The sequence below is a fragment of the Marinobacter flavimaris genome (assembly GCF_045057155.1).
In the GTDB taxonomy this organism is placed as follows: Bacteria; Pseudomonadota; Gammaproteobacteria; order Pseudomonadales; family Oleiphilaceae; genus Marinobacter; species Marinobacter manganoxydans.
Genome location: NZ_CP171359.1, coordinates 3,171,827 through 3,197,992, shown reverse-complemented (window position 1 = coordinate 3,197,992; position 26,166 = coordinate 3,171,827). Strand labels below are relative to the sequence as shown.

General features: G+C 55.3%; 20 protein-coding genes and 2 pseudogenes. 8 read left to right on the top strand and 14 right to left on the bottom strand.

The annotated features are described in order from the left end of the window. Positions 1-355 precede the first annotated feature (355 nt). Positions 356-760 carry a VanZ family protein gene (locus tag ACGK9W_RS15050; protein WP_039881983.1) on the bottom strand — a complete coding sequence of 135 codons (405 nt, stop codon included), beginning with the start codon at positions 758-760 and terminating at the stop codon, positions 356-358. A 97-nt stretch (positions 761-857) separates the two neighbouring features. Between ACGK9W_RS15050 and cysZ the strand changes: the two genes are divergently transcribed. The 6 genes from cysZ to ACGK9W_RS15020 all read left to right on the top strand — a co-directional run bounded on the left by cysZ (position 858) and on the right by ACGK9W_RS15020 (position 8,776). After that, positions 858-1,607, top strand: a complete 750-nt coding sequence (gene cysZ, locus ACGK9W_RS15045; protein WP_008172957.1) for a sulfate transporter CysZ — start codon at positions 858-860, stop codon at positions 1,605-1,607. Between the two features lie 16 nt (positions 1,608-1,623). After that, positions 1,624-4,485, top strand: coding sequence for an RNA polymerase-associated protein RapA (rapA, locus tag ACGK9W_RS15040; protein ID WP_008172956.1), 2,862 nt, complete (start codon positions 1,624-1,626; stop codon positions 4,483-4,485). A 130-nt stretch (positions 4,486-4,615) separates the two neighbouring features. Continuing rightward, positions 4,616-7,066, top strand: a complete 2,451-nt coding sequence (locus ACGK9W_RS15035; protein ID WP_008172955.1) for an acyl-CoA dehydrogenase — start codon at positions 4,616-4,618, stop codon at positions 7,064-7,066. Between the two features lie 17 nt (positions 7,067-7,083). Continuing rightward, complete coding sequence (gene crcB, locus ACGK9W_RS15030) at positions 7,084-7,464, top strand: fluoride efflux transporter CrcB (RefSeq protein WP_008172952.1); 381 nt, start codon at positions 7,084-7,086, stop codon at positions 7,462-7,464. A 239-nt stretch (positions 7,465-7,703) separates the two neighbouring features. Then, on the top strand, positions 7,704-7,910 hold the full coding sequence (locus ACGK9W_RS15025) for a cold-shock protein (RefSeq protein WP_008172950.1): 207 nt from the start codon (positions 7,704-7,706) through the stop codon (positions 7,908-7,910). A 170-nt stretch (positions 7,911-8,080) separates the two neighbouring features. Continuing rightward, a complete protein-coding gene (locus ACGK9W_RS15020) occupies positions 8,081-8,776 on the top strand; it encodes a lysophospholipid acyltransferase family protein (protein WP_008172949.1) in 696 nt (231 codons plus the stop codon). Positions 8,777-8,826: 50 nt separating this feature from the next. Here the strand turns inward: ACGK9W_RS15020 and ACGK9W_RS15015 are convergent, their stop codons facing one another. The 5 genes and pseudogenes from ACGK9W_RS15015 to istA form a co-directional block, all read right to left on the bottom strand. Further along, complete coding sequence (locus ACGK9W_RS15015) at positions 8,827-9,630, bottom strand: dienelactone hydrolase family protein (protein WP_039881979.1); 804 nt, start codon at positions 9,628-9,630, stop codon at positions 8,827-8,829. Positions 9,631-10,728: 1,098 nt separating this feature from the next. Beyond that, positions 10,729-10,890, bottom strand: a pseudogene (locus ACGK9W_RS15010) (ATP-binding protein); the annotation flags it as partial. Between the two features lie 193 nt (positions 10,891-11,083). After that, a complete protein-coding gene (locus ACGK9W_RS15005; protein ID WP_053112091.1) occupies positions 11,084-12,409 on the bottom strand; it encodes an IS1182 family transposase in 1,326 nt (441 codons plus the stop codon). Between the two features lie 59 nt (positions 12,410-12,468). After that, a pseudogene (istB, locus tag ACGK9W_RS15000) lies at positions 12,469-13,071 on the bottom strand (IS21-like element helper ATPase IstB); the annotation flags it as partial. Between the two features lie 11 nt (positions 13,072-13,082). Further along, positions 13,083-14,624, bottom strand: coding sequence for an IS21 family transposase (gene istA, locus ACGK9W_RS14995; protein WP_008172940.1), 1,542 nt, complete (start codon positions 14,622-14,624; stop codon positions 13,083-13,085). A gap of 533 nt (positions 14,625-15,157) precedes the next feature. Between istA and ACGK9W_RS14990 the strand changes: the two genes are divergently transcribed. Then, a protein-coding gene (locus tag ACGK9W_RS14990) for an IS3 family transposase (RefSeq protein ID WP_085986444.1) occupies positions 15,158-16,701 on the top strand; the annotation gives its coding sequence in 2 pieces (ribosomal slippage) (positions 15,158-15,629 and positions 15,629-16,701; 1,545 coding nt in all). A 325-nt stretch (positions 16,702-17,026) separates the two neighbouring features. Here ACGK9W_RS14990 and ACGK9W_RS14985 read toward each other — a convergent pair. The 3 genes from ACGK9W_RS14985 to ACGK9W_RS14975 form a co-directional block, all read right to left on the bottom strand. Continuing rightward, positions 17,027-17,305, bottom strand: coding sequence for a hypothetical protein (locus tag ACGK9W_RS14985; RefSeq protein WP_008171489.1), 279 nt, complete (start codon positions 17,303-17,305; stop codon positions 17,027-17,029). A gap of 189 nt (positions 17,306-17,494) precedes the next feature. Beyond that, the gene (locus tag ACGK9W_RS14980; protein WP_008171491.1) at positions 17,495-17,737 is read right to left on the bottom strand and encodes a hypothetical protein; all 243 of its coding nucleotides are present in this window, start codon (positions 17,735-17,737) and stop codon (positions 17,495-17,497) included. Between the two features lie 41 nt (positions 17,738-17,778). Then, positions 17,779-18,606, bottom strand: a complete 828-nt coding sequence (locus tag ACGK9W_RS14975) for a CHAD domain-containing protein (RefSeq protein WP_405417342.1) — start codon at positions 18,604-18,606, stop codon at positions 17,779-17,781. 339 nt (positions 18,607-18,945) lie between these two features. On the opposite strand from ACGK9W_RS14975, the gene ACGK9W_RS14970 reads away from it, so the two are divergent. Next, positions 18,946-19,356 carry a hypothetical protein gene (locus ACGK9W_RS14970; RefSeq protein ID WP_139043669.1) on the top strand — a complete coding sequence of 137 codons (411 nt, stop codon included), beginning with the start codon at positions 18,946-18,948 and terminating at the stop codon, positions 19,354-19,356. A 20-nt stretch (positions 19,357-19,376) separates the two neighbouring features. Here the strand turns inward: ACGK9W_RS14970 and ACGK9W_RS14965 are convergent, their stop codons facing one another. The 5 genes from ACGK9W_RS14965 to ACGK9W_RS14945 all read right to left on the bottom strand — a co-directional run bounded on the left by ACGK9W_RS14965 (position 19,377) and on the right by ACGK9W_RS14945 (position 26,048). After that, positions 19,377-20,177 (bottom strand): MBL fold metallo-hydrolase, encoded by an 801-nt coding sequence (locus ACGK9W_RS14965; RefSeq protein ID WP_008173589.1) that lies wholly within the window; start codon positions 20,175-20,177, stop codon positions 19,377-19,379. A gap of 53 nt (positions 20,178-20,230) precedes the next feature. Then, on the bottom strand, positions 20,231-21,808 hold the full coding sequence (locus ACGK9W_RS14960) for a hypothetical protein (protein WP_008173586.1): 1,578 nt from the start codon (positions 21,806-21,808) through the stop codon (positions 20,231-20,233). A 120-nt stretch (positions 21,809-21,928) separates the two neighbouring features. Beyond that, entirely contained in the window at positions 21,929-22,687 is a 759-nt protein-coding gene (gene phbB / locus ACGK9W_RS14955) for an acetoacetyl-CoA reductase (RefSeq protein WP_008173585.1), read from the bottom strand. Positions 22,688-22,729: 42 nt separating this feature from the next. Then, the gene (locus ACGK9W_RS14950) at positions 22,730-24,058 is read right to left on the bottom strand and encodes an acetyl-CoA hydrolase/transferase family protein (RefSeq protein ID WP_008173582.1); all 1,329 of its coding nucleotides are present in this window, start codon (positions 24,056-24,058) and stop codon (positions 22,730-22,732) included. A gap of 103 nt (positions 24,059-24,161) precedes the next feature. Beyond that, entirely contained in the window at positions 24,162-26,048 is a 1,887-nt protein-coding gene (locus ACGK9W_RS14945) for a pyruvate kinase (protein WP_050898302.1), read from the bottom strand. Positions 26,049-26,166 lie beyond the last annotated feature (118 nt).

The following is a 26,166-nucleotide window of genomic DNA, read 5'->3' as shown; positions in this document are numbered from 1 at the left end:
GCATTTGGCAACAGCCTTGTTGCGAGATCCTTGAGCCACTCCGTGGTGCCGGCATCCGAGCCGGCTATCCGAATAGTTATCCCTTAAGCGAGGCGTCCTTGTGTCCCTACCTCTCCCCGCGATCCTTGCCGGGGTGCATCCAGTGCGTCGTCCATTTCCCTGTCATCCTTGACAACAACAATATACCAACTGGATTCTGACAAACGTGTGAACTGTGCACGCATCGCAGGAGATGTCAGCGTGGGTGTCTCCAATAAAACAAAGTTATCAGTGAGTTAGCTTTTTTCTAAAGAGTTTCTGCCACTGCCGCGCACACAACGTCGCTGCAAGATCTCACGCCTTTGTAAGAGATATCTCACAGCGACTCTGGCGAATTTCGCAAATCCGGTTTTCCGGCGTTTCGGATGCCGGGCCAGGGAAGAAGTCCGATGGCAATGCCGGCGCCGTCCGCAGCCAGATCGGCCAGGGAAAATTCCCGATAGGGCAGGGTTGCCTGGATAAGCTCAATGCCAAGGCCAAAGCCCAGCAGGGCCGGCGCAAACCAGATGGGCCGGAGCTCCGGCCAGGCCAGCCGGGTGAGGATGGTGAGCTCGAGGAAGGCGATCAGATGGTTCACCTTGTCGTTCGACGATGAAGGTATGGCATGAGGGCTGTCGGTTGTCGCCAGAAACCCGATGGCCAGAACGGAAACCACAAAGGCTGCCTGCCAGAGGGGGCGGAATTGCAGCAGGCTGGTCAGTTGTTGTTTCAATGTATCCATCGGGGAAGTCACTGAGCGTTCTCGGGCTGTGGGAATGTTGCCAACATGATATGCTTTGCGCCCCGTCATTGTCATTGAAGCGGAGGTCCTGCCAGCTATGCTCAAGGGTAATTTTTTTCGTGGACTGGGCTACCTGGGTGAGGGTTTCCGCCTGATTCGTCAGCCCGGTCTTCGGCTGTTCGTCATCATTCCACTGGTTATCAATATTCTGCTCTTCGGATTGCTGTTCTTCTTCATGGGAGAGCTGTTTGCAGGCCTGATTGCCACCGCGATGTCGTGGTTGCCGGACTGGGCGTGGCTTCAGGCACTGGATTGGTTGTTCTGGATTCTGTATGGGGCGGTCATCGTACTGATGCTCGCCTACGGCTTTGTGATCGTTGCCAATCTGATTGGTTCCCCTTTCTATGGCTATCTTGCCGAGCTGACAGAAAAGCACCTGACCGGCCAGGAGGTGAATACCGATGACAGCTGGGCATCGATCATCAAGGATATTCCCCGCGCACTCTGGCGCGAGGTTCAGAAGATCCTGTATTACCTGCCGCGGGCTATCGGTTTACTGATCATCGGTCTTATACCGGTTGTTAATCTGGTGGCTGCTGTTCTCTGGTTCCTGTTCAACAGCTGGATGATGGCGCTGCAATACGTGGACTACCCGGCAGACAACCACAAGGTCAGTTTCCCCGCACTGCGACGGTTGCTCGGCGACACCCGCCTGTCTGCCTTTGGCTTTGGCCTGCCGGTGGCGCTGGCTGCCATGGTGCCGGTGCTGAATTTGTTTGTCGTTCCGGCGGCGGTATGTGGGGCGACGGCTTACTGGGTGCGTGAGAACGGCGCCACAAGAACTTAATTGGTCTGGAGGTTTCTTGGATACATCGGAATTTGTTATTGGTCAGCGTTGGGTCAGCCACAGTGACACCGGCCTGGGGCTCGGGATCGTCACGGATATCTCCGGGCGCCGGGTGACCCTCGGGTTTCCCGCCGCCGATGAGGAGCGCACCTACGCGATTGATAACGCCCCGCTGTCCCGCATCATCTATCAGCTGGGGGAAGAGATTGAGACCTTCGATGGCGAACGGTACACCGTCCGTGCAGTTGAGGACCGGGGCGGGGTGCTCCTGTATCACGGGGACGACGGCACCGATCTGCACGAAATATCCGAGGTGAAACTCGCCGGATCCGTGAATTTTTCTGCACCGCACCAGCGGCTGTTCGCGGGCCAGTTCGATCGCAACGGTGCCTTTCGCCTGAGGTTTGCCACGCTTCAGCACATGAACCGCCTGCGGGCATCGTCAGCCCAGGGGTTGATCGGCGCCCGCACGCAGCATCTGCCACACCAGATATACATTGCCCATGAAGTTGCCCGGCGCCATGCGCCACGGGTTCTTCTGGCAGATGAGGTCGGTCTTGGCAAAACCATCGAGGCGGGGCTGATCCTCCACTATCAGCTGCACACTGGCCGGGCAAAGCGTGCCTTGATCGTGGTGCCGGATTCCCTCACCCATCAATGGCTGGTGGAAATGCTCCGCCGCTTTAATCTGCGATTTTCCATAGTGGATCAGGGTCGCTACGACGCTCTGAAAGAGCAGGAAAGCGACGTGGATGCGCTGGTAAACCATATTTTTGGCGATGAAGATGCGGTGAATCCGTTCGAGAGCGAACAGCTGGTGCTCTGCAGTCTCGACTTCCTGAAGAAAAGCCAGAAGGCGCAGGACGATGCCCTCAAGGCTCACTGGGACCTGATGATTGTTGATGAGGCCCATCATCTTGCGTGGAGCCCTGAAGAGGTTAGCCCGGAATACCGGATCGTTGAGGAACTGTCGGCGGTCAGCCGCGGCCTGCTCTTGCTGACAGCAACGCCCGAGCAGGTGGGTATCGCCAGTCACTTTGCCCGCCTGCGGCTTCTCGACCCGGCCCGTTTCCATGATCTGGAAACCTTCCGCAGAGAAGAGCAGCAGTATGAAGCCATCAACAGTGTTGTCCGGCGTCTTCAGGACGAAAGCTCCGATATCAGCGAGGGTGATCAGAAGCTGCTGCGGGAATGGTTGGGTGAAGAGCTGGACCAGCTGTTTGCCGGTGACAATCCGAGGCAATCGGTGATCGATGCCCTGCTGGACCGGCATGGTACCGGTCGCGTGCTGTTCCGTAACACCCGGGCGGCCATCCAGGGATTTCCCGAGCGCCGACCCGATCCTGCACCGTTGCCTTGTCCGGCCATGTACGAAGGGCAGGCCTCAGGTATTCAGGGGTTGGCCCCGGAGCAACTGGTGCCCGAGGAGCAGTGGCTGGCGGACGATCCCCGGGTTGAGTGGCTTGAGAAAAAGCTGGTCGGCCTGCGCCCGGCCAAAGTGGTGGTGATCTGTGCCAGTGCCCAGACCGCCATGGCCCTGGAACATTATCTCCAGCTGCGGGCGGGTATCCGCAGTGCTGCCTTCCATGAACACCTGAGCCTGATCGAGCGTGATCGCGCCGCCGCCTATTTCGCCGACACGGAGCAGGGTGCCCAGGCGCTGATCTGCTCTGAAATCGGCAGCGAAGGCCGCAATTTCCAGTTTGCCCATCATCTCGTGCTCTTCGATCTGCCTGCAAACCCGGACTTGCTCGAGCAGCGCATCGGGCGGCTGGACCGGATCGGTCAGACAGAAGCGATTGATATTCACGTGCCCTATCTCAGTGGCACCAGTCAGGAGGTGCAGTTCCGCTGGTTCCACGAGGGCCTGAACGCCTTTGCCGAGAGCTGCGCGGTGGGCGTTGCCGTTCAGGAAGCGGTGCAGGCCCAGTGGCAGCAGGCTATTGATGGCGACCTTGATGTGGCTGATGGACTCGTCGAGGCCTCTGCGGACGAAGCAACGCGCCTGAAAACGCTCTTGCAGGCTGGCCGTGATGCCTTGATCGAGCTGAATTCCTGTCGCCCTGAGGTGGCAGAGGATCTGATCGCCGCCATCGAAGACGAAGAATCCGAGGCCCGGGTTCGGGATTACATGATGGAGGCTTTTGACATCCTCGGCGTGGATGTCGAAGACCATGCCGATCACTCCGACATTCTGCGACCCGGCGAGCAATATCAGGCCGGCCATGTCGCCGAATTACCGGAAGACGGGATTACCGTGACCTGGGACCGACAGAATGCCTTGGAGCGGGAAGACCTGGCTTTCATGAGCTGGGAGCACCCGATGGTCACGGGGGTGATGGACTCGGTGACCAGCTCCGGCCTTGGCAAGGCCGCCCTCGCCAGTCTTTCCGTAAAGGCGCTGCCGCCCGGAACGCTGTTGATGGAGGCCCTGTTTACTGTGCACTGCCCGGCACCGGAAGCGCTCCAACTGACCCGCTACCTGCCGGTCTCGCCACTTCGGCTGCTGGTGGATGTCAATGGCAAGGAGCTTTCGGGCGCGTTGCCTCACGACCGGCTCAACGAGATGTGCTCGAATATCCGGCGGCGCACGGCCCAGGCCATCGTTCCGCAGATCCGGCCCCAGGTGGAAACCATGGTGGACCACGTGGAGCGGTTGTCGGAGCCTCATCTGGAGCCCCTGAAGTCTCAGGCGCTTGAGCAGTTGGAGGCCAGTTTCGGACCGGAAATCCGTCGGCTGGAAGCATTGCAAAAGGTGAATCCGGCGATTCGTGAGGAGGAAATCGACTTTTTCCGCGATCAGTTCGAAGCGGCAAAAGAGGCGATAGGGCACGCCAGTCTGGCATTGGAAGGCATTCGTGTGATCGTGACCGCATAATGCCAGGTGTGATCTCCGTAACTGGCTGACTGTGCGGCATTTGCTGGTCAGCCCTCATCTGATGCGGTACCGTAAACGTAACGGTTTATAGTCTTCGACATTCCCGAACCATGGATGACAGAGAGAACCTATGATGACTTTCATACTGTTTGTAGTGGCACTGGCTGGCCTGCTGATTGTGATGCGGCGCGAGTCTGGTGCAACGTCCGCGATTGGCGTAATGGCCGTTACCGGCCTGCTGTCGCTGATTTTTGCCTCTGGTTTGCTGGCCCTGGTTTTGTTTATTGGTGCCGCCCTAACAGCTGCTGCCGGCCTCCCCGGGTTTCGCCAAAGCTGGCTGACACCCCGCATTTTCGCGATGTTCAAGAAGGTCGCACCGAAGGTTTCCGAGACTGAGAAAGTGGCTCTCGAAGCCGGTACGGTCGGCTGGGACGGTGAACTGTTCACTGGTCGGCCTGACTGGCACAACCTGCTGATCAACCGCAATACCGGCCTGAGCGAGGAAGAACAGGCCTTCGTCGACAATCAGTGTGTCCAGGCAATTTCCATGTGTAACACCTGGGACGTGGCGGTCGAGCGGGCTGATCTGCCCGAAGAGCTGTGGGACTTCCTCAAGAAGGAAGGTTTCTTCGGGATGATCATTCCCAAGGAATACGGTGGCCTCGAATTCTCTGCCAAGGCGCAGTCTGCAGTTCTGCAAAAACTGGCATCCAACGAGACGCTCATGGTGTCTGTGGGCGTACCCAATTCCCTTGGTCCTGGCGAGCTGCTCGTCAAGTACGGCACCGAGGAGCAGAAAAACCATTACCTGCCAAGGCTTGCAGACGGTCGTGAAATTCCTTGCTTTGGTCTGACGGGCCCAAGGGCTGGTTCAGATGCGACGTCGCTTCCGGACACCGGTATCGTTTGCAAACAGAAAGTCGATGGCAAGGAAGTTGTCGGTATCCGGCTGAATTTCGAGAAGCGCTGGATCACCCTGGCGCCCATCGCAACGGTTGTTGGCCTTGCCTTCCGCATGTTCGATCCGGACGGGCTCCTGGGCGAAACCGAAGACTATGGTATTACCTGCGCACTGATCCCCAGGGACACCAAAGGCATGGAGATCGGCCGTCGTCATTGCCCGATTGGCAGCCCGTTCCTGAATGGCCCGATCAAGGGTAAAGACGTCTTCATTCCGCTGGACTACATCATCGGTGGCGTGGATATGGCCGGTCAGGGCTGGCGTATGCTGGTTGAGTGCCTGTCGGTGGGTCGCTGCATCACCCTGCCCTCCGGTGCGGCCGGTGCGGCTGCGTCGGCCGTTGGCACCGCTGGTGGTTTCACCCGTATCCGCCGTCAGTTCAATACGCCGGTTGCTGATATGGAGGGTGTGCAGGAGCCTCTGGCCCGAATCGCCGCCAAGACCTATATCTCTCAGGCAGCTGTAAACCACACTGCCAATATGATTGATAAAGGTGAGAAGCCGGCAGTGCCGTCTGCCATCCTTAAATACCACCTTACCGAGTTCCAGCGCGGTGTATTGACCGATGCCATGGACGTTCACGGTGGCAAGACCGTCACGCTTGGCCCGCGTAACTACCTGGGCATAGGCTACAGCGGTGCCGCTGTCTCGATCACTGTTGAGGGTGCCAACATCATGACCCGCAGCCTGATGATCTTCGGTCAGGGCGCCATTCGCTGCCATCCGTATGTGCTCAAGGAGCTGGCGGCCAAGGACAACGATGATATCAATGCGTTTGACGATGCGTTCTTCGGCCACGCCGGGCTGATTTTCGGCAATGCCGCCCGCGCCTTCACCCAGGCTCTGGGTCTTGGACGGGCAGATGTGCCGTTTGACAGTGCCAGTCGCAAGTACGCGCAGGCCGTGGCCCGCTTCAGTGCGGCCTTTGGTCTGTGCTCGGATGCCGCGATGACCACGCTTGGCAGCGAACTGAAAATGCGGGAGCTTATCTCTGCACGGCTGGGGGATATGCTGTCCAACCTGTACCTGGCTTCCATGGTCCTCAAGAACTGGCACGAGACTCAGCCGGTAGAGGGTGAGAAGGAAGTAATGGAGTACAGCCTGGGCATGCTGCTGCATCGCACTGAAAACGCCCTGGATGAGTTCCTCCAGAACCTGCCGAATCGTGCCGTGGCGCTGGTTCTGCGGGGCGTCACGATGCCGCTCGGCCGTCGCTGGGGTAGTCCGCAGGACGACCTTGCGCGCAAGTTGGCTCGTGCAATCTCCACAGACACGCCTATCCGCAACAAGCTGATTGCCAGCATCTGGCATACCAATGGCGAGGGTACCGTGGAGAATCCGGTGGCTCGCTACAACGGTCTGCTCAAGGACTACGACAAGGCAGAACAGCTATACCGGAAAGCGACCAAGGCCTACGCCAAGGGTGAATTGCCGATGACCGCCTTGCATCCGGAAGAGCGGTTTGAGGCGGCCCTGAAGGCTGGTATCTATACCAAGGAAGAGGCCGATTTCATGCGCCAGTATGAGACCGTTGTACTTGAGATGCTGACGGTCGATGACTTCCCGTTTGATGAGTTTGCGCGCAACAAGGAGACAGTGATTGATCACAACCCTGCCTGACAGGAGACAGCCCTGACATGTGGTTGTCGTTCGTTGCTGTGAGTGTTGGCGCCGTTATCGGCGCCAACCTTCGTTGGGCTCTGGGGTTGTGGTTGAACACGACATACCATGCCGTTCCTTACGGAACGCTGGTTGCCAACCTAAGTGGTGGTTGGCTGATCGGGCTGCTGATCGGTTACTTCAGCCATGGCACCACGCTGGCACCGGAGTGGCGGCTCTTTGCCATAACCGGATTGTGCGGTGCGCTGACCACCTTTTCGACGTTTTCACTCGAGATGTTTGCTGCAATCCAGGACGGAAAATGGGCCATGGCCATCACCGGTATTCTGGCCCACGTTGTCGGCTCCATCCTCATGACTGCACTGGGAATTTACACCTTTGGCCTGGTGAAGGGATGATGGGTACCACTACCTACACAAATTCTCGAAAATACCCTTGGCAAGCTTCGGATTCAGGAGTAGAGTGAAGGGCGTAGGAAAGATTCAGTAAAGCATTTCATGAATAAGACGTACCTCCGCAGTTAGTAGTGACCGTCCTGTTTTTGATTCCGCGAGTTCTGTATTTCCGCAAAACGCTGACCTGACACCATGAAGGTGCGAGGCGGCAGATAATATGATTGATTTCAGGAAGTTTAAGTATGTCTACTACTACCGGTACTGTTAAGTTCTTCAACGAAGCAAAAGGCTTTGGCTTTATCACTCGTGAAGGCGGCCCGGACGTTTTTGTTCACTACAGCGCTATTCAGGGCAGCGGTTTCAAAACTCTGGCAGAAGGCCAGCAGGTTGAGTTCACCGTTACCCAGGGCCAGAAAGGTCCTCAGGCGGAGAACGTTGTTGCCCTGTAATCCCTGATGGATTCGGCAATAACCGCCAAAAAGGCAGCTTCGGCTGCCTTTTTTAATGGCTGAAAAACGCCTGGCAAGGTGGCACGCTTTTGTCATTTTCCCATCATTGTGTAATCTTTACCGACCTGCTGCTCGTTTAACCGGAAGTCGAGATCTCCAGGAATCATTACATGCTCCGACTGCTCAAGGCCGCCTGGATCCTGTTCTGGGCCATACTGCTCACCCTGATTCTGTTCTTCCCGATTGTTATTGCGGCCCTTTTGGGGAAGCGAGGGGATGCGGCGTTCCACGGCACCCAGATCTATGCATGGATTATCCTGAAAGTCTGCGGTATCCGCCTCAAGGTTCGTGGCAGGGAAAACATCGAGCCCGGTCAGCGATATGTCATTCTGAGCAACCATGCCTCCTATCTTGATCCCCCGGCGCTGGTGCTCGCCCTTGGTCTGCAATATCGGTGGGTGATCAAGAAAGAGTTGCGCAAGGTGCCCCTGTTCGGATTGGCACTGGAAGCCTCGCGGAATTTGTTTATCGATCGTTCGAAAGGCAGTGATGCACTGGAGAGCATCAAGCGGGGTGTCGGCCAGCTCCCGGACGGCACCGGCATTCTGATTTTCCCGGAAGGAACCCGTTCGTGGGATGGCAAATTACTACCCTTCAAGAAGGGTGGTTTCGTCATTGCACAGGATGGCGAGCTTCCGATTCTTCCCGTCACCATCTGTGGGTCCCACCAGCGATTGCCCAAGGGAAGTGCTGCCTTCAGCAGCGGTGACATTGAAATCGTCATTCATCCCCCGATGGCGTCCGGGGCTTTGCCGCTGGATGATCTGATGACAGACGTTCGCAACAGTATTGCGTCGTCCCTCTGAAGCAGAAGAACCCGGCCGCCAGGCCGGGTTCCGGTGTTCAGCGCACGGTGTTACCGGGCGAAAATAGCCTCGTAGAAACGCATGGTTCCCTCCCAGGAACGGGTGGCGGCCTCTTCGTCATAACCTATCGGCATGCCGAACTCCTCGGCGACCTTGTCAGCGCCAGGATTGGTGAATGAGTGCAGCACGCCGGGAAAGCTCACCAGGGTGAGATCGACTTCTGCATCCTGCATCTCCTTCACCAGGCCGGCGACCTGGTCCGAGGGAACCATCTTGTCGGCACCACCGGTGTACACCTGAACCCTGGCCTTCACTGTTCCGGCTTCGGCGGTTATGGGGCTGCCAAGCGCACCGTGGTAGCTGACGACGCCGTCCAGATCCACGCCCATACGTGCCATATTCAGGACCACCGCGCCGCCGAAACAGTAGCCTTGTGCAGCAATGCGGGACGCATCAACGCTTTCATGGTTTTGCAGGATCTCCATCGCCTTCATGAAGCGCGCCTTCACCTGATCCATGTCCTTGGTCGCTTCCTGCATGAACTTCTGGGCGGTATCAGGGTGGTCCGCCAGCTTGCCGGAGCCATACATATCGAGGGCAAACGCCGTGTAGCCAGAGGTCGCAAGCCGCTCTGCCTGCTCCCGAGCGAATTCATTGTGGCCCCACCATTCGTGGACCACCAGAACACCCGGGCGCTTTTCTTCAAATTCGTCGTCCCAGGCCATATAACCGGTGAAGGTGGTTTCGCCGATCTTGTACTCGACGGTCTCAGTTTGCATTTCTGCCAGTACCTGCGTGCTTGCCAGAGTGAGTGAGAAGGTTGCCACTGCCGCTATTGTTTTCATGGTCTTCATGATCAGTCCTGCTCCTTTTGAATCCAATTGTTTTGTTTCCGAACATCCAGTTGCCAACCTGATACTACGAGTCATCCTGAAAAAGGTAGCAGATGGTGAGATGGAGGATTTCCGAGAGCTTGTCCATCATGAGCAACTGTAAACGATTTTTTCAAAAGCTTAGCTGATGGCGTCAAAGGCACAAAAAAGCCGGGAGTGTCACGCCCGGCAATCAGATGAGCAACGCTTGGATTCAAGAACAGTGGCTTAGTCCGTCCTCACTTTCAGCATCCCAGAGAAATATGTCAGTCTTGCGACAATTGGGCATTTTTTGAGCAAGTAGCAGGCGTCACGATGTGTCGCTAACTAAAGGGCTGGAATTTTTCCTGAAGAACAGAAAGGCGGAAGACCGTATCGTTCGAGTAGTTTAGCCGGAGCAATGCTCAAGCTCGTCTATCGGATCCCCCAATAGCATTGTCAGGTAGTGCCTGGCAGCGTGTTCACTCGTGCTACGGAAAAGTGAACTTTCTCCTTTAATGTGAACTTCGTACCGGAATGGCTTGAAGAAGCCACTCACCTCCTTGAAGCCTAGTTCCAATAGCTCTACACATCTCTGCTTACAGGACCAAAGGACACGGGCTTCCACACCTTCGATCGCGTTTTCCATGATTGACATATATGCCCTCGTTGAAACGACGCGCAGATAAATCTGCTTCAGAGGGCTCATCCTGAGCGCATCACCCTAAATACGGTGTTTAACGGATTTTCCTTTCAACGCGACTATTCAAGCAATCCTTTGTTTCGGGATCGTGAAAAGCACTGTGGGGAAAGAAAAAACCGGCTCCAGTCCAGGAAGCCGGACAATAAGATCAGCATCTGATCTTCGAGAGAGCAGGTAGTGTGAAGGCAGAGAATGACGATTTGGTTACGGAAATAGTGCCAGTGCAGTAGCGTTTCCAGAATCTCAAGGCCGAACGATGTCAAATGCGGAGGTGAAGCCTTCTGGGCTGGCCTGTGCGTAAACCGCTGAAGGTTGCCACCCATTCCACGTGAAGCCTGCCACCCGGACCGGAGCAAGGCTGCCACCCATCGGAGCGTAGCGACGCGGGGTTTCTCTTCTTACTCCGAAGTCTCAGTGCTCGTCAACTTTGCCTGCTGTTTTCGCATGGATTCGCCCCGCAGATTGATCTTGTAGGCGTTGTGTACGAGCCGATCCAGAATGGCGTCTGCCAGAGTGGCGTCACCGATCACGTCATGCCATTGATCCATGGGCAGTTGGCTAGGGGTCTGCGCGGCAGAAGTATTTTGAGCAAGTGACCCCGCCGCGTCGAATCACAGTTCGGCCCGAGAACGTATCCACAATATCCAGCCGAATAGAGTCTCGATTCTCTCTATTCAGTCAGTCAAGACGGTTATCAGCGAATGCGTTATCGTAGTCCGATCACTCAGTACGCCCAAGGATCCCTCGGACCCTCTATTTCAGCCTCATCAGTGAACTCATCCGCCTGAGATTAAGCGACAGACAGACCAGATCCCATTCACCCTGCACGGCGTGAAGGCCCCGCAGACTGAACTGTCGGAAGCCCAGAACATGCTTGATCCAGCCGTTGACCGCCTCAACCAGATGCTTGCGCTGAGCGTAAACCGATCGCCCGGTTGCCGTGGCCAGCTTCCCGGCCATCCGGGCGCTGGCCGGATAACGGCTCGCGTCTATCTCTGAACTCTTCTTGCCCTCCCGGCGCAGCGAGACATAGCCGTCGATGCTTTTGTCTTCCAGGGTCTGTAGATCTTCTTCTTTACGGTAACCCGCGTCAGCCAGACACTGATCCGGATAGGTTTCCAGAGTGTCTTTTGCCTGATCCAGCAGTGGTATCAGACAGCCATTGTCACTGGGATTATTGCCCAGGTGGTTGGCGACAATCAGCTGGAATTCACCATCCACGGCCAACTGGCCGTTGTAGCATTGCTGGAACCCGTCCGCCGTTTTCATAATCCGGCTTTGCGGATCGGTAAAATTGCTCTGATCCTTGTCATCCGGAACCCCATAATCCCGCTTGAAGTTCGGGCCCCCGCGAGGTGAGCGCCGATCATCGTCCGGGGACCGACCCCGGGCCTTGTCCCGCTCTTTCTGGTCTGCTTCCAATTTCTCTTTGGCGGCACGAATCTTGTCCAGCCGCGCCTGCCGGTACTGAAGCTCTTCAGGCAGTTCATCACCCCGGTTATCCGGGCCGAACTGTCGGTCTTCCGACTGGTCTGTCTGACGCGCCTGACGACAAAGTGCATCGATCTCTTTCGATAAACGATCGTCTTCCTCGCCCATGCGGCCATAGCTCATGGCCTTGTGCTTGCTGGCATTAGCCCGAACCTTGGTGCCATCAATCGCCAGTGTTCCCAGCGTGATCAGCTCCGCTTCCCGGGCAATCCGGACCACCTGAATAAACACGGCCTTGAAGGCAACCAAATGGTGTTTGCGGAAATCACAGATCGTGCGATGCCTGGGGAAGTTGCCTGCCGCCAGAACCCGGAAGGCCACGTCTTCTTCCAGCTTCCGGGCGATCTTGCGTGAAGAGAAAACGCCGGTGGCGTAGGCGTAGATCAGAACCTTCAGCATCATTCGTGGATCGAAGGGCGAGTTGCGTCGGCCGTTGCCTTCGTAGCGGGCATAAAACGCGCTTAAATCCAGCTCCTCGACGACATCACTGACAAAATAGGCCAGATGCCCCTCAGGCAGCCACTCGTTCAGGCTCGGGGGAAGAAGCAGTTCCTGGCCAGGCGAATACGGGCGGAAAGTGGTTCCCATCAGTCATCCTGTTGCTGAAGAATTTTGATCTATTGTGCCAGAATGTAGCTTCTGCCGCGCAGACTCCTAGTGGCGATGGTGGAGCGTCTGCCATGGCGGTCTTCCAGCACCTCCAGCAAGTCTCTTCGGTTCTCTGCGCTCAGCTTCATGAGCCCCCAGTCATCCAGGATCAGCACATCCACTTTGGCGAGGTTGGTCAGGAGCTTGGCGTACTGGCCATCTCCCTTGGCAATGGTCAGCTCCCGCAGCAGTCGGGTCAGGCGGACGTACTGGGCGGTGTAACCCTCCCGGCAGGCTTTGTGCGCCAGAGCACAGGCCAGCCAGGTTTTGCCGACCCCGGTGGGGCCGGTGATGAGCACGTTCAGATGTTCCTTCACCCATTGGCAACCGGCCAGTGACTGGACCAGCCCTTTATCCAGGCCCCGTGAGTTCCGGTAGTCCAGGTCTTCGAGAATGGCCGTGTGTCGCAGCTTGGCCCGGCGCAGCCGGCTGGTCATGCGTCGGTTATCTCGCTCGGTCATTTCCCGATCCACGAGTAGCCCGAGGCGTTCCTCGAAGCTCAGATCGGTGATGTCGGGGATGGTCGACTGATCCGCCAGGGCGGCGGCCATGCCGGCCAGTTTGAGGGCGTGGAGTTTATCCAGTGTGGGATGTTTCAACATGTCAGGTTCCTTCAGTGGTAGTAGGCGGGGCCACGGATGTTGTCGTGAGTGTCCGGTAAAGCCAGTTCCTGTTGCTCTTCCAGAGGCTGCTGATCCAGACGGTGTTTGAGGATGGATTCAATGCTCTTGTACCGGCAACTGCCCAGCATCAGGGCGCGTTGGCAGGCGGCTTCCAGCCGCGACTCGCCGTAGCTCTGCCCCAACCGGAGAATGCCCAGACAGGAGCGGTACGCCTGCTGTGGGTGTTTGCGGGCACCCAGTGCGGTGCGGATAAGCTTCTCCGTCGCCGGTCCGGTCTTGGCGGCCCAGCCGATCAGCCTTTCCGGCGACCACTCGCCCGCCTGGCGATGGGATTCGGGCATGTGCGCGGCGATGGTGGTGTGCCGTCCCTTCTGGTCGGAGCGCCGGTGGCTGGCGATCCGGTTGCCCCGGTAAAAGCATTCGATGGTGTTGTGAGTGATGCGAACCTCCACCTCTTTCTTGATCAGGGTGTAGGGCACCGAGTAGTAATGCCTGTCGATGGCGACGTGGTAGTCGATGTGGACCCGGGCCTTCTTCCACTCGGCGTAGACATACGGCTCTACCGGCAATGGCTGTAAAACCGGTTTATCCAACTGTTCGAAGTGGTCGCGCCGGCAGCCGGGTAACTTGCGGAAGGGGCGGCTGTTGAGCTTCTCCAACAGCTCACGGATGGTGGCGTTGAGTTGCCCCAGGGAGAAGTGCTGGTGATGGCGCAAGGCCGCCAGGATCCAGCGCTCAACGATCAATACACCACCCTCCACCTTGGCCTTGTCGCGGGGCTTACGGGCGCGGGTAGGAACAATGGCGACCCCATAATGGGCGGCCATGTCCTGATAGGTTGGATTGAGGTCCGGCTCGTACCGGTGAGCCTTGGTAACACCCGATTTTAAATTGTCGGGGACCACTAATTCCGGAACTCCATTCAGATACTGGAAGGCCCGGGTGTGAGAGCCGATCCAGTCCGGCAATGTCTGGCTCCAGGTGGCTTCGGCGTAGGTGTAATTGGATGCGCCCATCACCGCGACAAAGACCTGCGCCTCGTGGATCTCTCCGGTGGTGCGGTCAATGACGGGCACGGCCTGGCCGGCATAGTCCACGAACAGCTTCTCACCGGCCCGGTGGTCCTGGCGCATCACCAGGTCCAGCTTGCCCCGCCAAGCCCGGTAGTGCTCGCAGAACCAGCTGTACTGATAGCCGTCCGGGTTGGCTTGTCGGTACTCCTGCCAGAGCAGGAACAGGGTGACATTCTTGCCCGCGAGTTCGTCACGGATGTGCTGCCAGTCGGGGATGCCCCTGGCCTGTGCCGGCAGATCCGGTGGCTGCGGGAACAGCAACTGCTCCAGATGGGCCTCGTCCAGATCCGCTGGCAATGGCCAGCTCAGACCGGCCTCAACCGTGCGGCGCAGGTATTCGCTCACAGTGGGGCGGCTGACGCCGCAGACCGCCGCAATCTGGCGGTTACTCAGTTCTCTGTCCCATTTGAGACGGAGGACATCTTTGATCTTGCGCATGGATAACCTCTTCGCGGGCATCTGACCTTCTCCGGATGAAAAGGATCAGAGTACCGTTAAGTTATCCCGCGTCACGCGGCTTCGATGGGGCGAGTCAGGCAGCCTGCCAGGGTGGCAGCTTTGCCGTGGAATCAGTGGCAGCTTTCGCGTGGAATGGGTGGCAGGCTTCGTCTGGAATCAGTGGCAACCTTGGTCTGGAATACGCAGGCCTGGTCTGAACTCAGCATACCCTGCGTGTAAGGTCTCTCAAGAGTTTGGAATTTGCCGACAGCGTAGGCAATCTCAAAATCGAGGTCTCCATAAAGGCTTGCAGTCACAAAGATCTGATGAGGATCAGCCTGTACAACATCGGCAACAGCAACAGCCGTGGAACAACACGACGGAGGCGCGGGCGGCAACTCAAACTCGATACAGCTCACCTCGCCTTCCGGAACGACGGTGTTCGCGCTGAGAGAGGCTGCGTTGAACAGAAGCTGAAAGATCGTTGAATCGAGAATGAGGCCGGATCCCTATGTGTCAGCGTAGTTGTCGCCTGAATATTTCAGAGGACAACCATGCCCCATTATTCACCGGAACGTAAAGAAGCCATTCTCCAGAAGATGGCCCCACCTCACAGTCTGACTGTTGCCGAGTTGGCCAGCCAGGAAGGCATCAGTACCGCAACCTTGTACAATTGGCGTAAAGCCGCCAGAGGACGAGGTGCCGTTTTGCCATCGAATTCAGCTCATCCAGACAAGTGGAGTAGCGAAGAGAAGTTCCGCATTGTTCTGGAAACCGCCCCGATGACGGAGGCGGAAGTTAGTGAATATTGCCGTAGGAACGGCCTTTACCCGGAACAAATCGAAACCTGGAAAGCCGCCTGCATGGGAGCCAATGCCCTGTCGGATGAACAGGCCAAGCAGAATCGGCAAGCGGCCAGGGCTGAGAAAAAACGAGTCAAAAAACTCGAAGCCGAGTTGCGACGCAAGGAAAAAGCTCTGGCAGAAACGGCTGCACTGCTGACGCTGTCAAAAAAAGCCGAGGCGATCTGGGGCCCCAAAGACGAGGACGAATGACCAGCCTCCCGGATCGCCAGCAGGCGGTTACCCTGATCCAAGAGGCTCAGGGTAACGGAGCCCGGCTGGTCAAGGCCTGCGCCTTGCTGAACCTGAGTATACGCACTTATCAGCGCTGGACGGCAGATAAGGCCGTCAGCGCCGATCAACGACCGGTGGTGCCCAGACCAGCACCCACCAATAAACTCTCGGAGGCGGAGCGTCAGGCCGTGGTCTCACTGTGCAACCAGAAGGAATATCGAAGCTGTCCGCCGGCCTTCATCGTTGCGGATCAACTGGATCAGGGTCGCTACCTGGCCTCGGAATCCACCTTCTATCGGGTTCTGCGGGAGAAGGATCAAGTACACCCCAGAGGTCGGCAAAAAGCGCCCCAGAGCAAGCGCAGGGCAACTACACACAAGGCCACAGAACCGAACCAGCTGTGGTCGTGGGATATCTCATGGCTGCCGGGGCCAGCAAAAGGCACCTGGTTCTACCTGTATCTGATGCTGGACGTATACAGCCGCAAGATCGTCGGTCACGAGGTCTATCACAGTGAGACCGGCGAGCTTGCCAGCGAGTTCATCGAGAAGGCCTACTGGCGTGAACACCTGGCGACGAAGGACAAGCCTCTAGTGCTGCACTCCGACAATGGCAGCCCCATGAAGGCCTCGACCTTCTTGGAGAAACTGTACGATCTGGGTATTACGCCCTCGAACAGTCGCCCCCGGGTCAGTAACGACAATGCCTACTCGGAGTCGTTGTTCAAAACCCTGAAGTTCCGCCCGGGGTTCCCGGTAAACGGCTTCAGAACGATCGAGGAGGCCCGCAAATGGGTACTGGCGTTCGTGCGCTGGTACAACACCGAGCACCGACACAGCGCCTTGAACTACGTAACACCTCAGCAACGCCATACGGGCGAAGCTGATCAGATCCTGGCCCAGCGAAAACAGATTATCGAAGCGGCGAAAGCCGAGAACCCGCGTCGCTGGTCTGGTGATATCCGAAACTTCAGCTTGCCGGAATCAGTCACTCTGAACCCGGAAAAGGCGGCCAATTGTTAAAGAGCTGATGACTTAAACGCGACATCTACGTTGACAGACTCCGGGATGGTGAGAGAGAGAAAGGCGAAAGATGTATCGATAGAGAACAATGACCAGACGTAATCTCGACACTCGGACGGAACCGTAAACCCGCAGTGGAGGAGAGAAATTCAGACTTGAGGCTGTTCAAAGAATCCACGCCTGGGCCCTTCTGTACACCTTAGTGGAATTTCGCACTACGGATACCATGACAGAAAAAACCGGGAAACGACGCTCCCGGCAATGAAGATCCACTGGTGGAAAAACACGATGACGCTAATCCACAGCGCAGAAGAATAACTGCCTTCTATGACAATCTCGTGACTTTGTACCGCTTGGGTGCGCTACCTTTTGCAAACGTCTTCCAGTCTACAACGTTGCACTCCGCATCAAAGTGGACGAAACCGGCGTAATCGTCGTCATGCCAGGTTTTGATGTAACCAATCAACTCACCATCATCTGCCACCATTTCGAAAGAGGCGCGCGTTTCGTCGGGATCAGACGTGTCAGTCCGCTCGTCGTAAACTGTCTGAAGAGTACAATTGGGGTCGTTCATCAGTGCAAGGGCAAGAAGATCTGGGTTCATGAGTGGGGACTCCATTTCAGGCACTAAGCTGTCACTTTGCAAATTACCGCTCAATAATAGACCGGTTTTACCGCGGGGAAAGGCCTAAACCCATTCTCATTTTGTATGAAAATTAGCCATTTCATAGTCATTGTGACCAATGCGCACCGGATCCTCATTGATTAAGATCATTAAAGTCGTGGCAACCGGCTAAATGTTGTTGATTTCCCGAAATTGATCAATCTCCAAGCGAATACTCATCGGCAAGTTCAACGCCTCCAGGCGATCCAGCAGCGCGCGAAGTGCAAGTACCTGTGATCCATCTACCTGCCCTTGTGCACGCGCTAGCGCTTCCAGAGTAATCAGTTCTTTGGCATCAAAAACATGATCATTGGCAAAGCCGATCAAAAACGAGTATCCAATAAGTGCCTTGGTCTGTGGTTGTGCGGGCATGACTAGATCCTCAGTGTTGTCTAGTCAGGCATACTCTGAACTTATAACAGTTTGATGAAGGAGCTCGAAGATTCAGAAAGAAGTTTTTTCGCCTCTCTATGTGCACGGTTCTGTAATTTGTCCAGTTCCTTCTGAATTTCATGTTTTATGGGCTCAAAATCCTTTTCAGCAAGGTCCAGGGCCTCTCGATGCTCTATGAGATAATCCATCAATACCGCAAAATCGTTCGCGTTACCCTGAGTCTCAGTGAGAATCTCAAGTTGTGACACTTTTGATTTGAGACCCTTTCCGAACATCGGTCGAAGAACTCTCAAGCAATAAAAAAGGTCCTTGGACCGTTTTCTAAACTCATGAAAGTCCTCGATATCATCCGATTCGCGGGCTTTCTTTTCTGCTTTACGGGCTTTCTCATAGATTCTTTTAAGATTTGGGACAAGATCGGAAAGGGACTCTGGAAGACTCCAATCTTTCGGCGATTTGCTGTTTGAATCGACTTCCAAAGCAAGATCTACGAAAAAGTCGCTGCCTTTTTCCGACAGGGGATCGAGTTGGGCTTGTGCTGATAAAAAGCGAGTAACTGTATCCGCAGGCGTAGCTCCCAAATGCGATGTTTCAGCTACGAGAGCGTTCCAGGTTTTTGTCCTGACGAGCGCATCCCGGTTACCCGCTAGTTTGCCCGAGACTGCTTTGTAGAATGACTGATTATCGCTGAAGTCCGCCTTATCCACATGGGGCTTGACGAGCCGCAGTATTGCGCGAATTTCCTTGCATCCTTTCCGGGCCTCGTGAACGCCAGTTTCAGGCTCCCGGCACGCTCGGAGAAGTGAGAGAGCGATGTCGTCATTGATCGAACGAATCAGCCGTCTCATCTGCTTCGCAAAATTTCCGTTAGGACTGAGTCTGTACCGCATGACTTTACCTCGCTTCAATGAACAGTGTTGCGGATCGATTGTCTCAACACTGAAATACTATTAGAGGATCCTAGAGCTTACAGGAGTGTTATGAATCTACTCTCGGTCGCAATTGCAGTCACACTTGTGCTCGGGAGACCAAATGCCTCAACTTTTCCCGATGTAGACGAAGGGTCCTGATTCAATCCCTGAAATGCCATGTTTATCGGGCGTTACAGATTAAGGGAGAGATCTCAGTGAGCAAGCGAAACCGCCATTTTAAAGCATTAACCTCCCTGTACTTGTCATCAACCTCCGATGCCTGGATTCTGTCCCAGCGTTGAGCTGGAATACGGCTATTGCTCGATTTCCGTACGTCTCACGCCCTTTTCCAACACCCCATGGGGAGTAGTCAAGGAATCTGTTGTCTTTCAACTGTTGCACGATGCCTCCCAGCTAGCCGCCAATACCCAGGAAACCTCGCTGCTGGCTAAATGTGACAAGTTTGAATTGCAGCCGTTCCAGGCCCTCTGGGAAAGCCGCGTTGCAACTGTTGCCCGAGTCATACACTCCGGGTTGCACCAATGGACCATTGAGTCGACCATTTATGATGAAGCGGAGAACGAAATCGCTTGGGCTCGCAGTTGGTTTGCCCGCTCCAACGTTTTGCTTGAGACGATCGCCCCCTACAAGAACCAGATGCTCAAATTGACCCAGGACTGGAGCTGATCAAAGAGTGCGGGAAGATATCAATGCACGTTTGCTGACAATTCCTCCGCAGCCTTCTGTTCGTCAGTTGACTCTGCGGAACCCGCGAAGCCTTGGTTGTATCCGAACTGATAAATCACACCAAGCCTTGCAGTTCTCCATCCTTGACCTTCTGCGAACTGACGCTCAGCAGCACTGTCAAAATGATAAAGAATCAATCGCTCAAGAACATTATGCAGAGCATATTCCCTCTTAAGATCGTTCAATGCTGAGTGGGCCGGGTTTGTTGCAGTTGTAGCATCATGAAAGATTAACTCCCCCCGTCCTGCATGAGCGACGAGCTGTTCGGGAATGGGCCGAGTATCGCCGGTGTAAACGAAACAACCGGGCAAAGCCAAACCGAATGCCTCGCCAGGAAAGTGATGCCGCACTGGGAAGACATTGAAACGGTAACCTCCAAAATAAAACGCATCGCTGACTGGGATCAGCTGAAAGCTGTCCCAAAAATTCATACCGCCCTCCGCAACCTGGGAGCCGGCCGAACCGAATATCTGATGCAATCGGGTTACAAGGCCGACAGGTATAAAGAGTTTTATTGAGCGTTGCTCTTTGAAAGCGATGTTAAAGAACAAGCGTTCGAGGCCACCAACATGGTCAAGATGGGCGTGGGTCAGGAATATTGCATCGAACTGGAGTTTTCGTTCTTTTACCGCAAAGAACGTGTCTGGGCCGAAATCGATGAGCATCGATTGGTGATTGGGCAAGCAGATCTTCGCGCTTGAGCTTCCCAGGTCCTCACTGTGCGCGCCTCCTGTTCCGAGAAACTCCAATGTTACGGTCATATAGCCACCAGCTCTGAATGGGCCGTCCATGGCCCGAGAACTCGTCCTGATGATTAATTTGCAGGGAAGTCAGTCCAACCGTCTAGCCAGCTCTGGGCGGATACCGGACTCACAGCACCGACAAAGTTGGCCGACTCATCAAAGAATTCACTTTGTGGCGGGCGTGTCGCGTTCATTTGCCGAAGCTGGACCCTGGGCATGAAAACCGGGTTGGTGAGATCTTTGGCGTTTGGGAACAGGGCCGTTTCTACACGGAATACATTGTGATTCCGTGGCTCTTCCATCCAGTCTTGCTCGCTGAAGCCAAAGTCATCGTCATCCTTGCCGGATTCTCGGGTGACTTGGCCCAGATGTCCGAGGTTGGTCAACAGGTTGTTGCCAAATGTCAGCCTGTCGCGGTTGACCAGCGAAAGCACGTTGTCGCGGGTATCGATAGCCTCAATTGCGTAGCTGTCGATCAGCATATTGTGAAAATGGCCACCTGAACCCTCGCGCAGCACCATGCCGCGATGTTTCTTCTGGCTGTTGCCGCCGCCCACAAGCGTGACATTGTAAAAGGTGGGTTCCGAGCGGGGCATTGCCTCGTGATCATTACCGTTGTTATCACCCTCAAACGCGTTGTCGCCGGCATCAGGATGCTGCTGGATAACAGCGAACTGGACGTTTCCGGTCCAGCCCCAGTCCCAGTCAATGCTGTCGTCTCCTGCACCGGTGATGACGATGTTTTTGAGATCGACATTGCCGCCAAACATCTCAATGCCATCGTCGAGAGAACGGTGAACCTGCACATTTCTGACAATCGTGTTGCTTCCACAGCCGCCGAGCGTCAGACCGTTCAGTTCGTTGTCTTTGTAGACTTCGAAGCCAGCGAATTCGATGCGGGTAAATTCTACAACCCCACAGGAATCTTCGGCGTTGGTACCGCCAAATGCGCCCCGTGTCTCACCTTCAGGAAGACCTTCGATGGAGGCTCCGGGCTGGTTCACCGGCGCCTTGCCAAGCAAAACAACACCGCCCCAGTCGCCACGCGCCCGGTTGCCCTCAGTCTGGGCACTCGTAAATACAATCGGCTTGTCCGATGAGCCTCTGGAGAAAAGCTTTGAATCTGCAGTCACGACAAGTGCTGACCCGTGTTCACCCTCAATGGTGACACCCGGTTCAATGTTGAGATTGGAGTTCTCAACGTAAATAGTTTTCTCAAGGATGTAACGCTTGCCAGATTCCCATGTGGTATCAACCAGAATGTCAGAATCAACGCGTACAGAACGATCTTCAAATGCAGTGAACCCGACCGCAGTTGAACCAATGGCAAGCATCGGGAAAACAATGAGAGAGTTGCGTCGCAGCCAGCTCTTTTGAGCAATACGAGGTTCCTCTGTTGCTTCAAAGCGGGCAGTGGTTTCTTTCGCCATCAGCGGTTGCCCGTCGTCGTTGAGTTGGATCTCCCTGGCGAGCGCCTTGAGTTCCGGCGTACCAGATAACTCAACCCTCCTGAGCACATCCGCCCGATACGCGGGCTCTCTGAGGAGCGTATTAAGGTGAACGAATTCGACGCCGGGGCAGGCACCTTTATCGATACGACGTTTTAATCGCCATAACTTTTCGACCAACAGGGAAGAATCGCCAGACATGGGGAACTACTCTTCGTTGAAGTGGAATCCAGACTCTAGCGTGCAACCATTAAGGTCTGATTAAACCTGTAGTCGAGATGCTTGCCCGGGCGCTTGCCGATCTGACGATGCGGTCCGCCATCAATGCATGAACATGCCACCGTTAATCGAAAAATCTGCACCGGTAATGAACGAGGACTGTTCATCAGCCAGAAAGGACACTACTCTGGCAATCTCATCGGGCTGACCGAATCGCCCAACTGGAATCTGCGCTTTTATTTGCTCGCGAATTTTTTCATCAATAGCCAGAACCATGTCGGTCTCAACGTAACCGGGCGACACGGTGTTCACTGTAATGCCTTTGCGAGCGGTTTCCTGGGCCAGAGCCTTGGTGAAGCCATGAATGCCGGCTTTGGCGGCGGAATAATTCACCTGGCCAAATTGGCCTTTTTGCGCGTTGATGGACGAAATGTTGATGACGCGACCATAATTCTGGGCGATGAGCGTATCCAGGAAGCAATGGGTTACATTGAAGACGCTGTCGAGATTGGTGTGAATCACTTCTCGCCACGCCTCAACTGGCATTTTCTTCATGACCGAATCCCGCGTAATGCCAGCGTTATTAACCAACACATCCAGTCGACCGTAACGGCCCAGCAGTTCGTTGGCAGCCGTTTCACAGCTCTGGGTATCCGCAACATCCATTTGCACCAGGTCGATTTCCAGACCTTCTGCGGCGAGGCGGTTTTGCCATTCCAAAGCCTGTGGTTTGCGGTCTGCATTTCTGAACGTCGTCACGACCTGATAGCCCTGACCAACGAGTGCCTTGCAAATCGCTTCTCCGATTCCTCTGGTTCCGCCGGTAACCAGCGCTACTCTTGAGGTTTTCCCAGTTGTCATTTGTTGTCCTCCTTGTAGGTATATGTGTGGTCAGAGATGGTTCTAGATGAGTCCGATTGAATTCGCCTCACTTTCCAAGAATTCTCGAAACTTGGGATCTGCAATACTGATAAGTGCTTTTGCCCTCTGGGGAATCGAGAGACCTTTGAGATTCACGCAGCCATGTTCTGTCACAACCATGTGGACGTCGTTCCTGGGGTCCGTAACGGTGCCGCCCCGAAGCTTTGGCACGACACGGCTGACGTTTCCCTCCTGCGCAGTTGAGCGAAGGGCCACGAATGAACGACCGTTTCTGGCCGCGTAGGCCCCGCGAACGAAGTCCAGTTGCCCGCCGCTCCCAGAGAACGGCTTGTCCCCGAGTTGCTCTGAGTTGATCTGGCCGGTCAGATCAATTTCCAGCGCAGAATTCACGGAAACCATGTTTTCGTTTAAACGGATAATGTCGGGGTTGTTAACCCAAGAGGCCGGATAGCCAACGATGGAGGGGTTATCGTCGAGGAAGTCGTAGAGTTTCCGGTCGCCGAGGGCAAAGGTGAACACGTGCTTGTGCTGCATCCAGGTTTTACGCCTGCCGTTCATAGCTCCAGACTGAATCAGCGGCATCATCGCCGGGGAGAATAACTCACTGTGTAAGCCCAGATCGTGGTGGTTCGTGAGGCCGGCCAAAACCGCATTGGGAACGCCTCCCACGCCTATTTGGAGAGTGTCACCGTTGTGGATCTGGTCGATGATCTGGTCAGCAATTCTCAAGTCGACATCAGTTGGAGGGTTGGGAGTGGCTTCAACCAGCGGCTGATCGTGCTCCACGATCAAGTCAATTTCCGAAATGTGGACAGAACACTCACCGAAGGTTCGAGGCATGTAACGATTGACCTCGACAATGACGTTCCTGGCTTTTCGGATCACCGAGGCGCCGTAATCGGCGTTGGTGCCCAGGCTGAAATAACCATGGCGATCCATCGGAGAAACCGTCACGAGAAAGCACTCGGGATCGATATGTTCAGTTAGCAGACGACCAGCCTGGTGCAGCATGGCCGGCACAAATTCGATCCAGTTCCGGGATCCGGATTGCGCAATCGCGTCTCTGTCCGAATGGCTCAGAAACAACGGACGGGGAGTTACCAATTCTCTCAGGTCTGGCGCCAACAGAGTTTTGCGCAGAGCTTCGGTACCATGAAGGTAGTAAAAGGCAAAGGGGCCTATCAGTCGATCCCTCAGCGCGTCTGCGGTTGCCGCCATCAGGGCCGGTGGTTGGGCAGCGCTCATGCCCAGAATAAGATTTTTACAATTGGCGAGTGTCGCTGCCGCTTCGTAAGGCTGTCTTTTCTTTTGCTGGTAAAGGGCTTCTAATCCCGGGTCCAGACCTTCCATATGCCACTGGCCTCATTCTCCTTGATTCAACTCCAAGGATGTTGGACTGTTGTGACGATTGAGTGACCAAAAAGTGACCAGCTTGTGAGAGGTGTGGTTGTATTCAAGTGGTCAGATGGGCCAACCTCAACTCCCTGAGCATTGGCCGTCGCTTTCTTTGATGGCTTTGCATGCGCTTTAAAATATTGTCCAGAGCCTCCACCGCCTCAGTGATGTGAGGACCTTTGTTGAGCATTACGCACTCCGCTCTGTGCGCCATAACAGCGTCTGATATCTCGGCTCGTGATGGCACGCCCTTTCGGGCGAGATTCTCAAGCACCTGCGTTGCCCAGATGACAGGCACGTGGGCCGCTTCACAGACCGACAGAATCTCTTCCTGCACCTCGGCCAGACGTTCGTAGCCGCACTCCACGGCCAAATCCCCCCGGGCAATCATCACGCCACAGCATGGCCAGCGCATGGCGGTCAGCAGCATCCTTGGCAGGTTTTCGAACCCTTTTCGAGTCTCGACTTTGAGCACGATTGGCAGAGTTTCTGCGTTCAGGCGCTTGAGTTGTTCTTGCAACAATTGAACGTCTGTAACTGAATTGGCAAACGACATCTCTACGACGTCGGCATGTTCTGCAATAAACGACAGGTTCCTGAGGTCTTCCCCTGTCAATGCGGCGATGTTCAGTTGGCTGTCGGGAAGGTTTATACCTTTGGCGCTGCGAAGTTTGCTCCCTTCCGGGCGCGCATGGTGAATCCGCACCCAAAAGTGTTCTGGTTCAACCTTTTCAATAACGCCGCCGATTTTACCATCATCAAACCAGATGCTTTCGCCAGCCTTAACCTGTGTAACTACGGCAGGCATTGTGCAACTGATAGTCGCTGGTTTGATGATGTTACCTGCAGAGTCCCTTTCTTCATTGGTTCCCTGCACGGAATCAGAGGTAACCAGAACCATGTCGTCCTTCCTTAGGCATAAGATGCCCTCTTGGGGAAGAAAGTCCTGGATTTCCGTTTGCACCCTTGGGGTCTGCTTTCCGTTCTTGAGCTGTATGGCTGTGCCGGGTCTAACGTAGCAAGCCTTAATGCTTTCCACGCAGCAGCCAGACTCAGTAATGTCCACCACCGTCCATTTGCGGGATTTTTTTCGCGCGTCTGTCAGTGTGATTTCGTCACAACGGTTGAGGCATTTTAAAAAGCTCTCAGAGACCCGGAATTGAGCTGCACAGTCGTCTGGGACAGAAGAAGGGTTTTCGGAAGAGGTTAGCCAGATCCGGGCAGGGATCACTGTAATTCCATAGTCATCCCTTGTGGGACGAATGTGGATGACTTTGGGGCCCGGCTCAATGTCTCCGGTTCTGATCTTGGGCCCGCCAAGATCCATGAAAATCCGGCACTTTTGGCCCAGACTCTGCTCTGCGGTTCGAAGATGGCCGATCATGGCTTGCCAGATCTCCGGGCTGTCGTGCGCACAGTTGATCCTCATGCAATCCATCCCCCTTGCCATCAACTGATGAATGATGGCTGGGTCGTGGGCGGCCTCAGTCGGCATGGTGACCATGATGCGAACTGTCCTTTCGCTATTTGCGCTGCCCAGCAGCTGATCGGCGTGATCATTGAGAAGCTTGAAGCCGTCCTCGATTGCAGGAGTTGCACCATCCTTTTTTTCCGAAACGTGATGCCGTTGTCCGAGAATGGCCTCTAATACTCTAATGACTGCGGAGAGGGTCGCGAGCACACACGATTCAGAGCGACCGAGAGATGACAGCCCTACCAGCGCAAGTCTTTGTTGCAAAGGCCGAATGTCGTGCTGTCTGAGTGCAAGGTAGTGGAGAAGATTGCTAGCGCTATTTTCATAGGCGGGGTGCATGGTTTCCAGTAGATTACCATGACCAGCTGCATCTTTAACGATGGTTTTACGAAGGCTCACGAGAGCTTCGAGAAGGTCTCCAATTTCCTCGATCTGCATCGAAGTCAATCCAGAATTCGAAAGTTCACTCATGCGTCACCTCTGGCGGCGGGCCTGCTTGTCGGTGCCGTCTTGGATTCTGTAATCGAGGCTGAACAGACAATGCTCACTTTATTAATGTCGAGAAGACGTGTTGCAGTCTTATGAACAT

Coding starts and splice junctions, on each gene's coding strand:
- ACGK9W_RS15050 (WP_039881983.1), bottom strand. CDS start 760: ATGGATACATTGAAACAACAACTGACCAGCCTGCTGCAATTCCGCCCC.
- cysZ (WP_008172957.1), top strand. CDS start 858: ATGCTCAAGGGTAATTTTTTTCGTGGACTGGGCTACCTGGGTGAGGGT.
- ACGK9W_RS15035 (WP_008172955.1), top strand. CDS start 4,616: ATGATGACTTTCATACTGTTTGTAGTGGCACTGGCTGGCCTGCTGATT.
- crcB (WP_008172952.1), top strand. CDS start 7,084: ATGTGGTTGTCGTTCGTTGCTGTGAGTGTTGGCGCCGTTATCGGCGCC.
- ACGK9W_RS15025 (WP_008172950.1), top strand. CDS start 7,704: ATGTCTACTACTACCGGTACTGTTAAGTTCTTCAACGAAGCAAAAGGC.
- ACGK9W_RS15020 (WP_008172949.1), top strand. CDS start 8,081: ATGCTCCGACTGCTCAAGGCCGCCTGGATCCTGTTCTGGGCCATACTG.
- ACGK9W_RS15015 (WP_039881979.1), bottom strand. CDS start 9,630: ATGAAGACCATGAAAACAATAGCGGCAGTGGCAACCTTCTCACTCACT.
- ACGK9W_RS15005 (WP_053112091.1), bottom strand. CDS start 12,409: ATGGGAACCACTTTCCGCCCGTATTCGCCTGGCCAGGAACTGCTTCTT.
- istA (WP_008172940.1), bottom strand. CDS start 14,624: ATGCCCGCGAAGAGGTTATCCATGCGCAAGATCAAAGATGTCCTCCGT.
- ACGK9W_RS14985 (WP_008171489.1), bottom strand. CDS start 17,305: ATGAACCCAGATCTTCTTGCCCTTGCACTGATGAACGACCCCAATTGT.
- ACGK9W_RS14980 (WP_008171491.1), bottom strand. CDS start 17,737: ATGCCCGCACAACCACAGACCAAGGCACTTATTGGATACTCGTTTTTG.
- ACGK9W_RS14975 (WP_405417342.1), bottom strand. CDS start 18,606: ATGAGACGGCTGATTCGTTCGATCAATGACGACATCGCTCTCTCACTT.
- ACGK9W_RS14970 (WP_139043669.1), top strand. CDS start 18,946: ATGCCTGGATTCTGTCCCAGCGTTGAGCTGGAATACGGCTATTGCTCG.
- ACGK9W_RS14965 (WP_008173589.1), bottom strand. CDS start 20,177: ATGACCGTAACATTGGAGTTTCTCGGAACAGGAGGCGCGCACAGTGAG.
- ACGK9W_RS14960 (WP_008173586.1), bottom strand. CDS start 21,808: ATGTCTGGCGATTCTTCCCTGTTGGTCGAAAAGTTATGGCGATTAAAA.
- phbB (WP_008173585.1), bottom strand. CDS start 22,687: ATGACAACTGGGAAAACCTCAAGAGTAGCGCTGGTTACCGGCGGAACC.
- ACGK9W_RS14950 (WP_008173582.1), bottom strand. CDS start 24,058: ATGGAAGGTCTGGACCCGGGATTAGAAGCCCTTTACCAGCAAAAGAAA.
- ACGK9W_RS14945 (WP_050898302.1), bottom strand. CDS start 26,048: ATGAGTGAACTTTCGAATTCTGGATTGACTTCGATGCAGATCGAGGAA.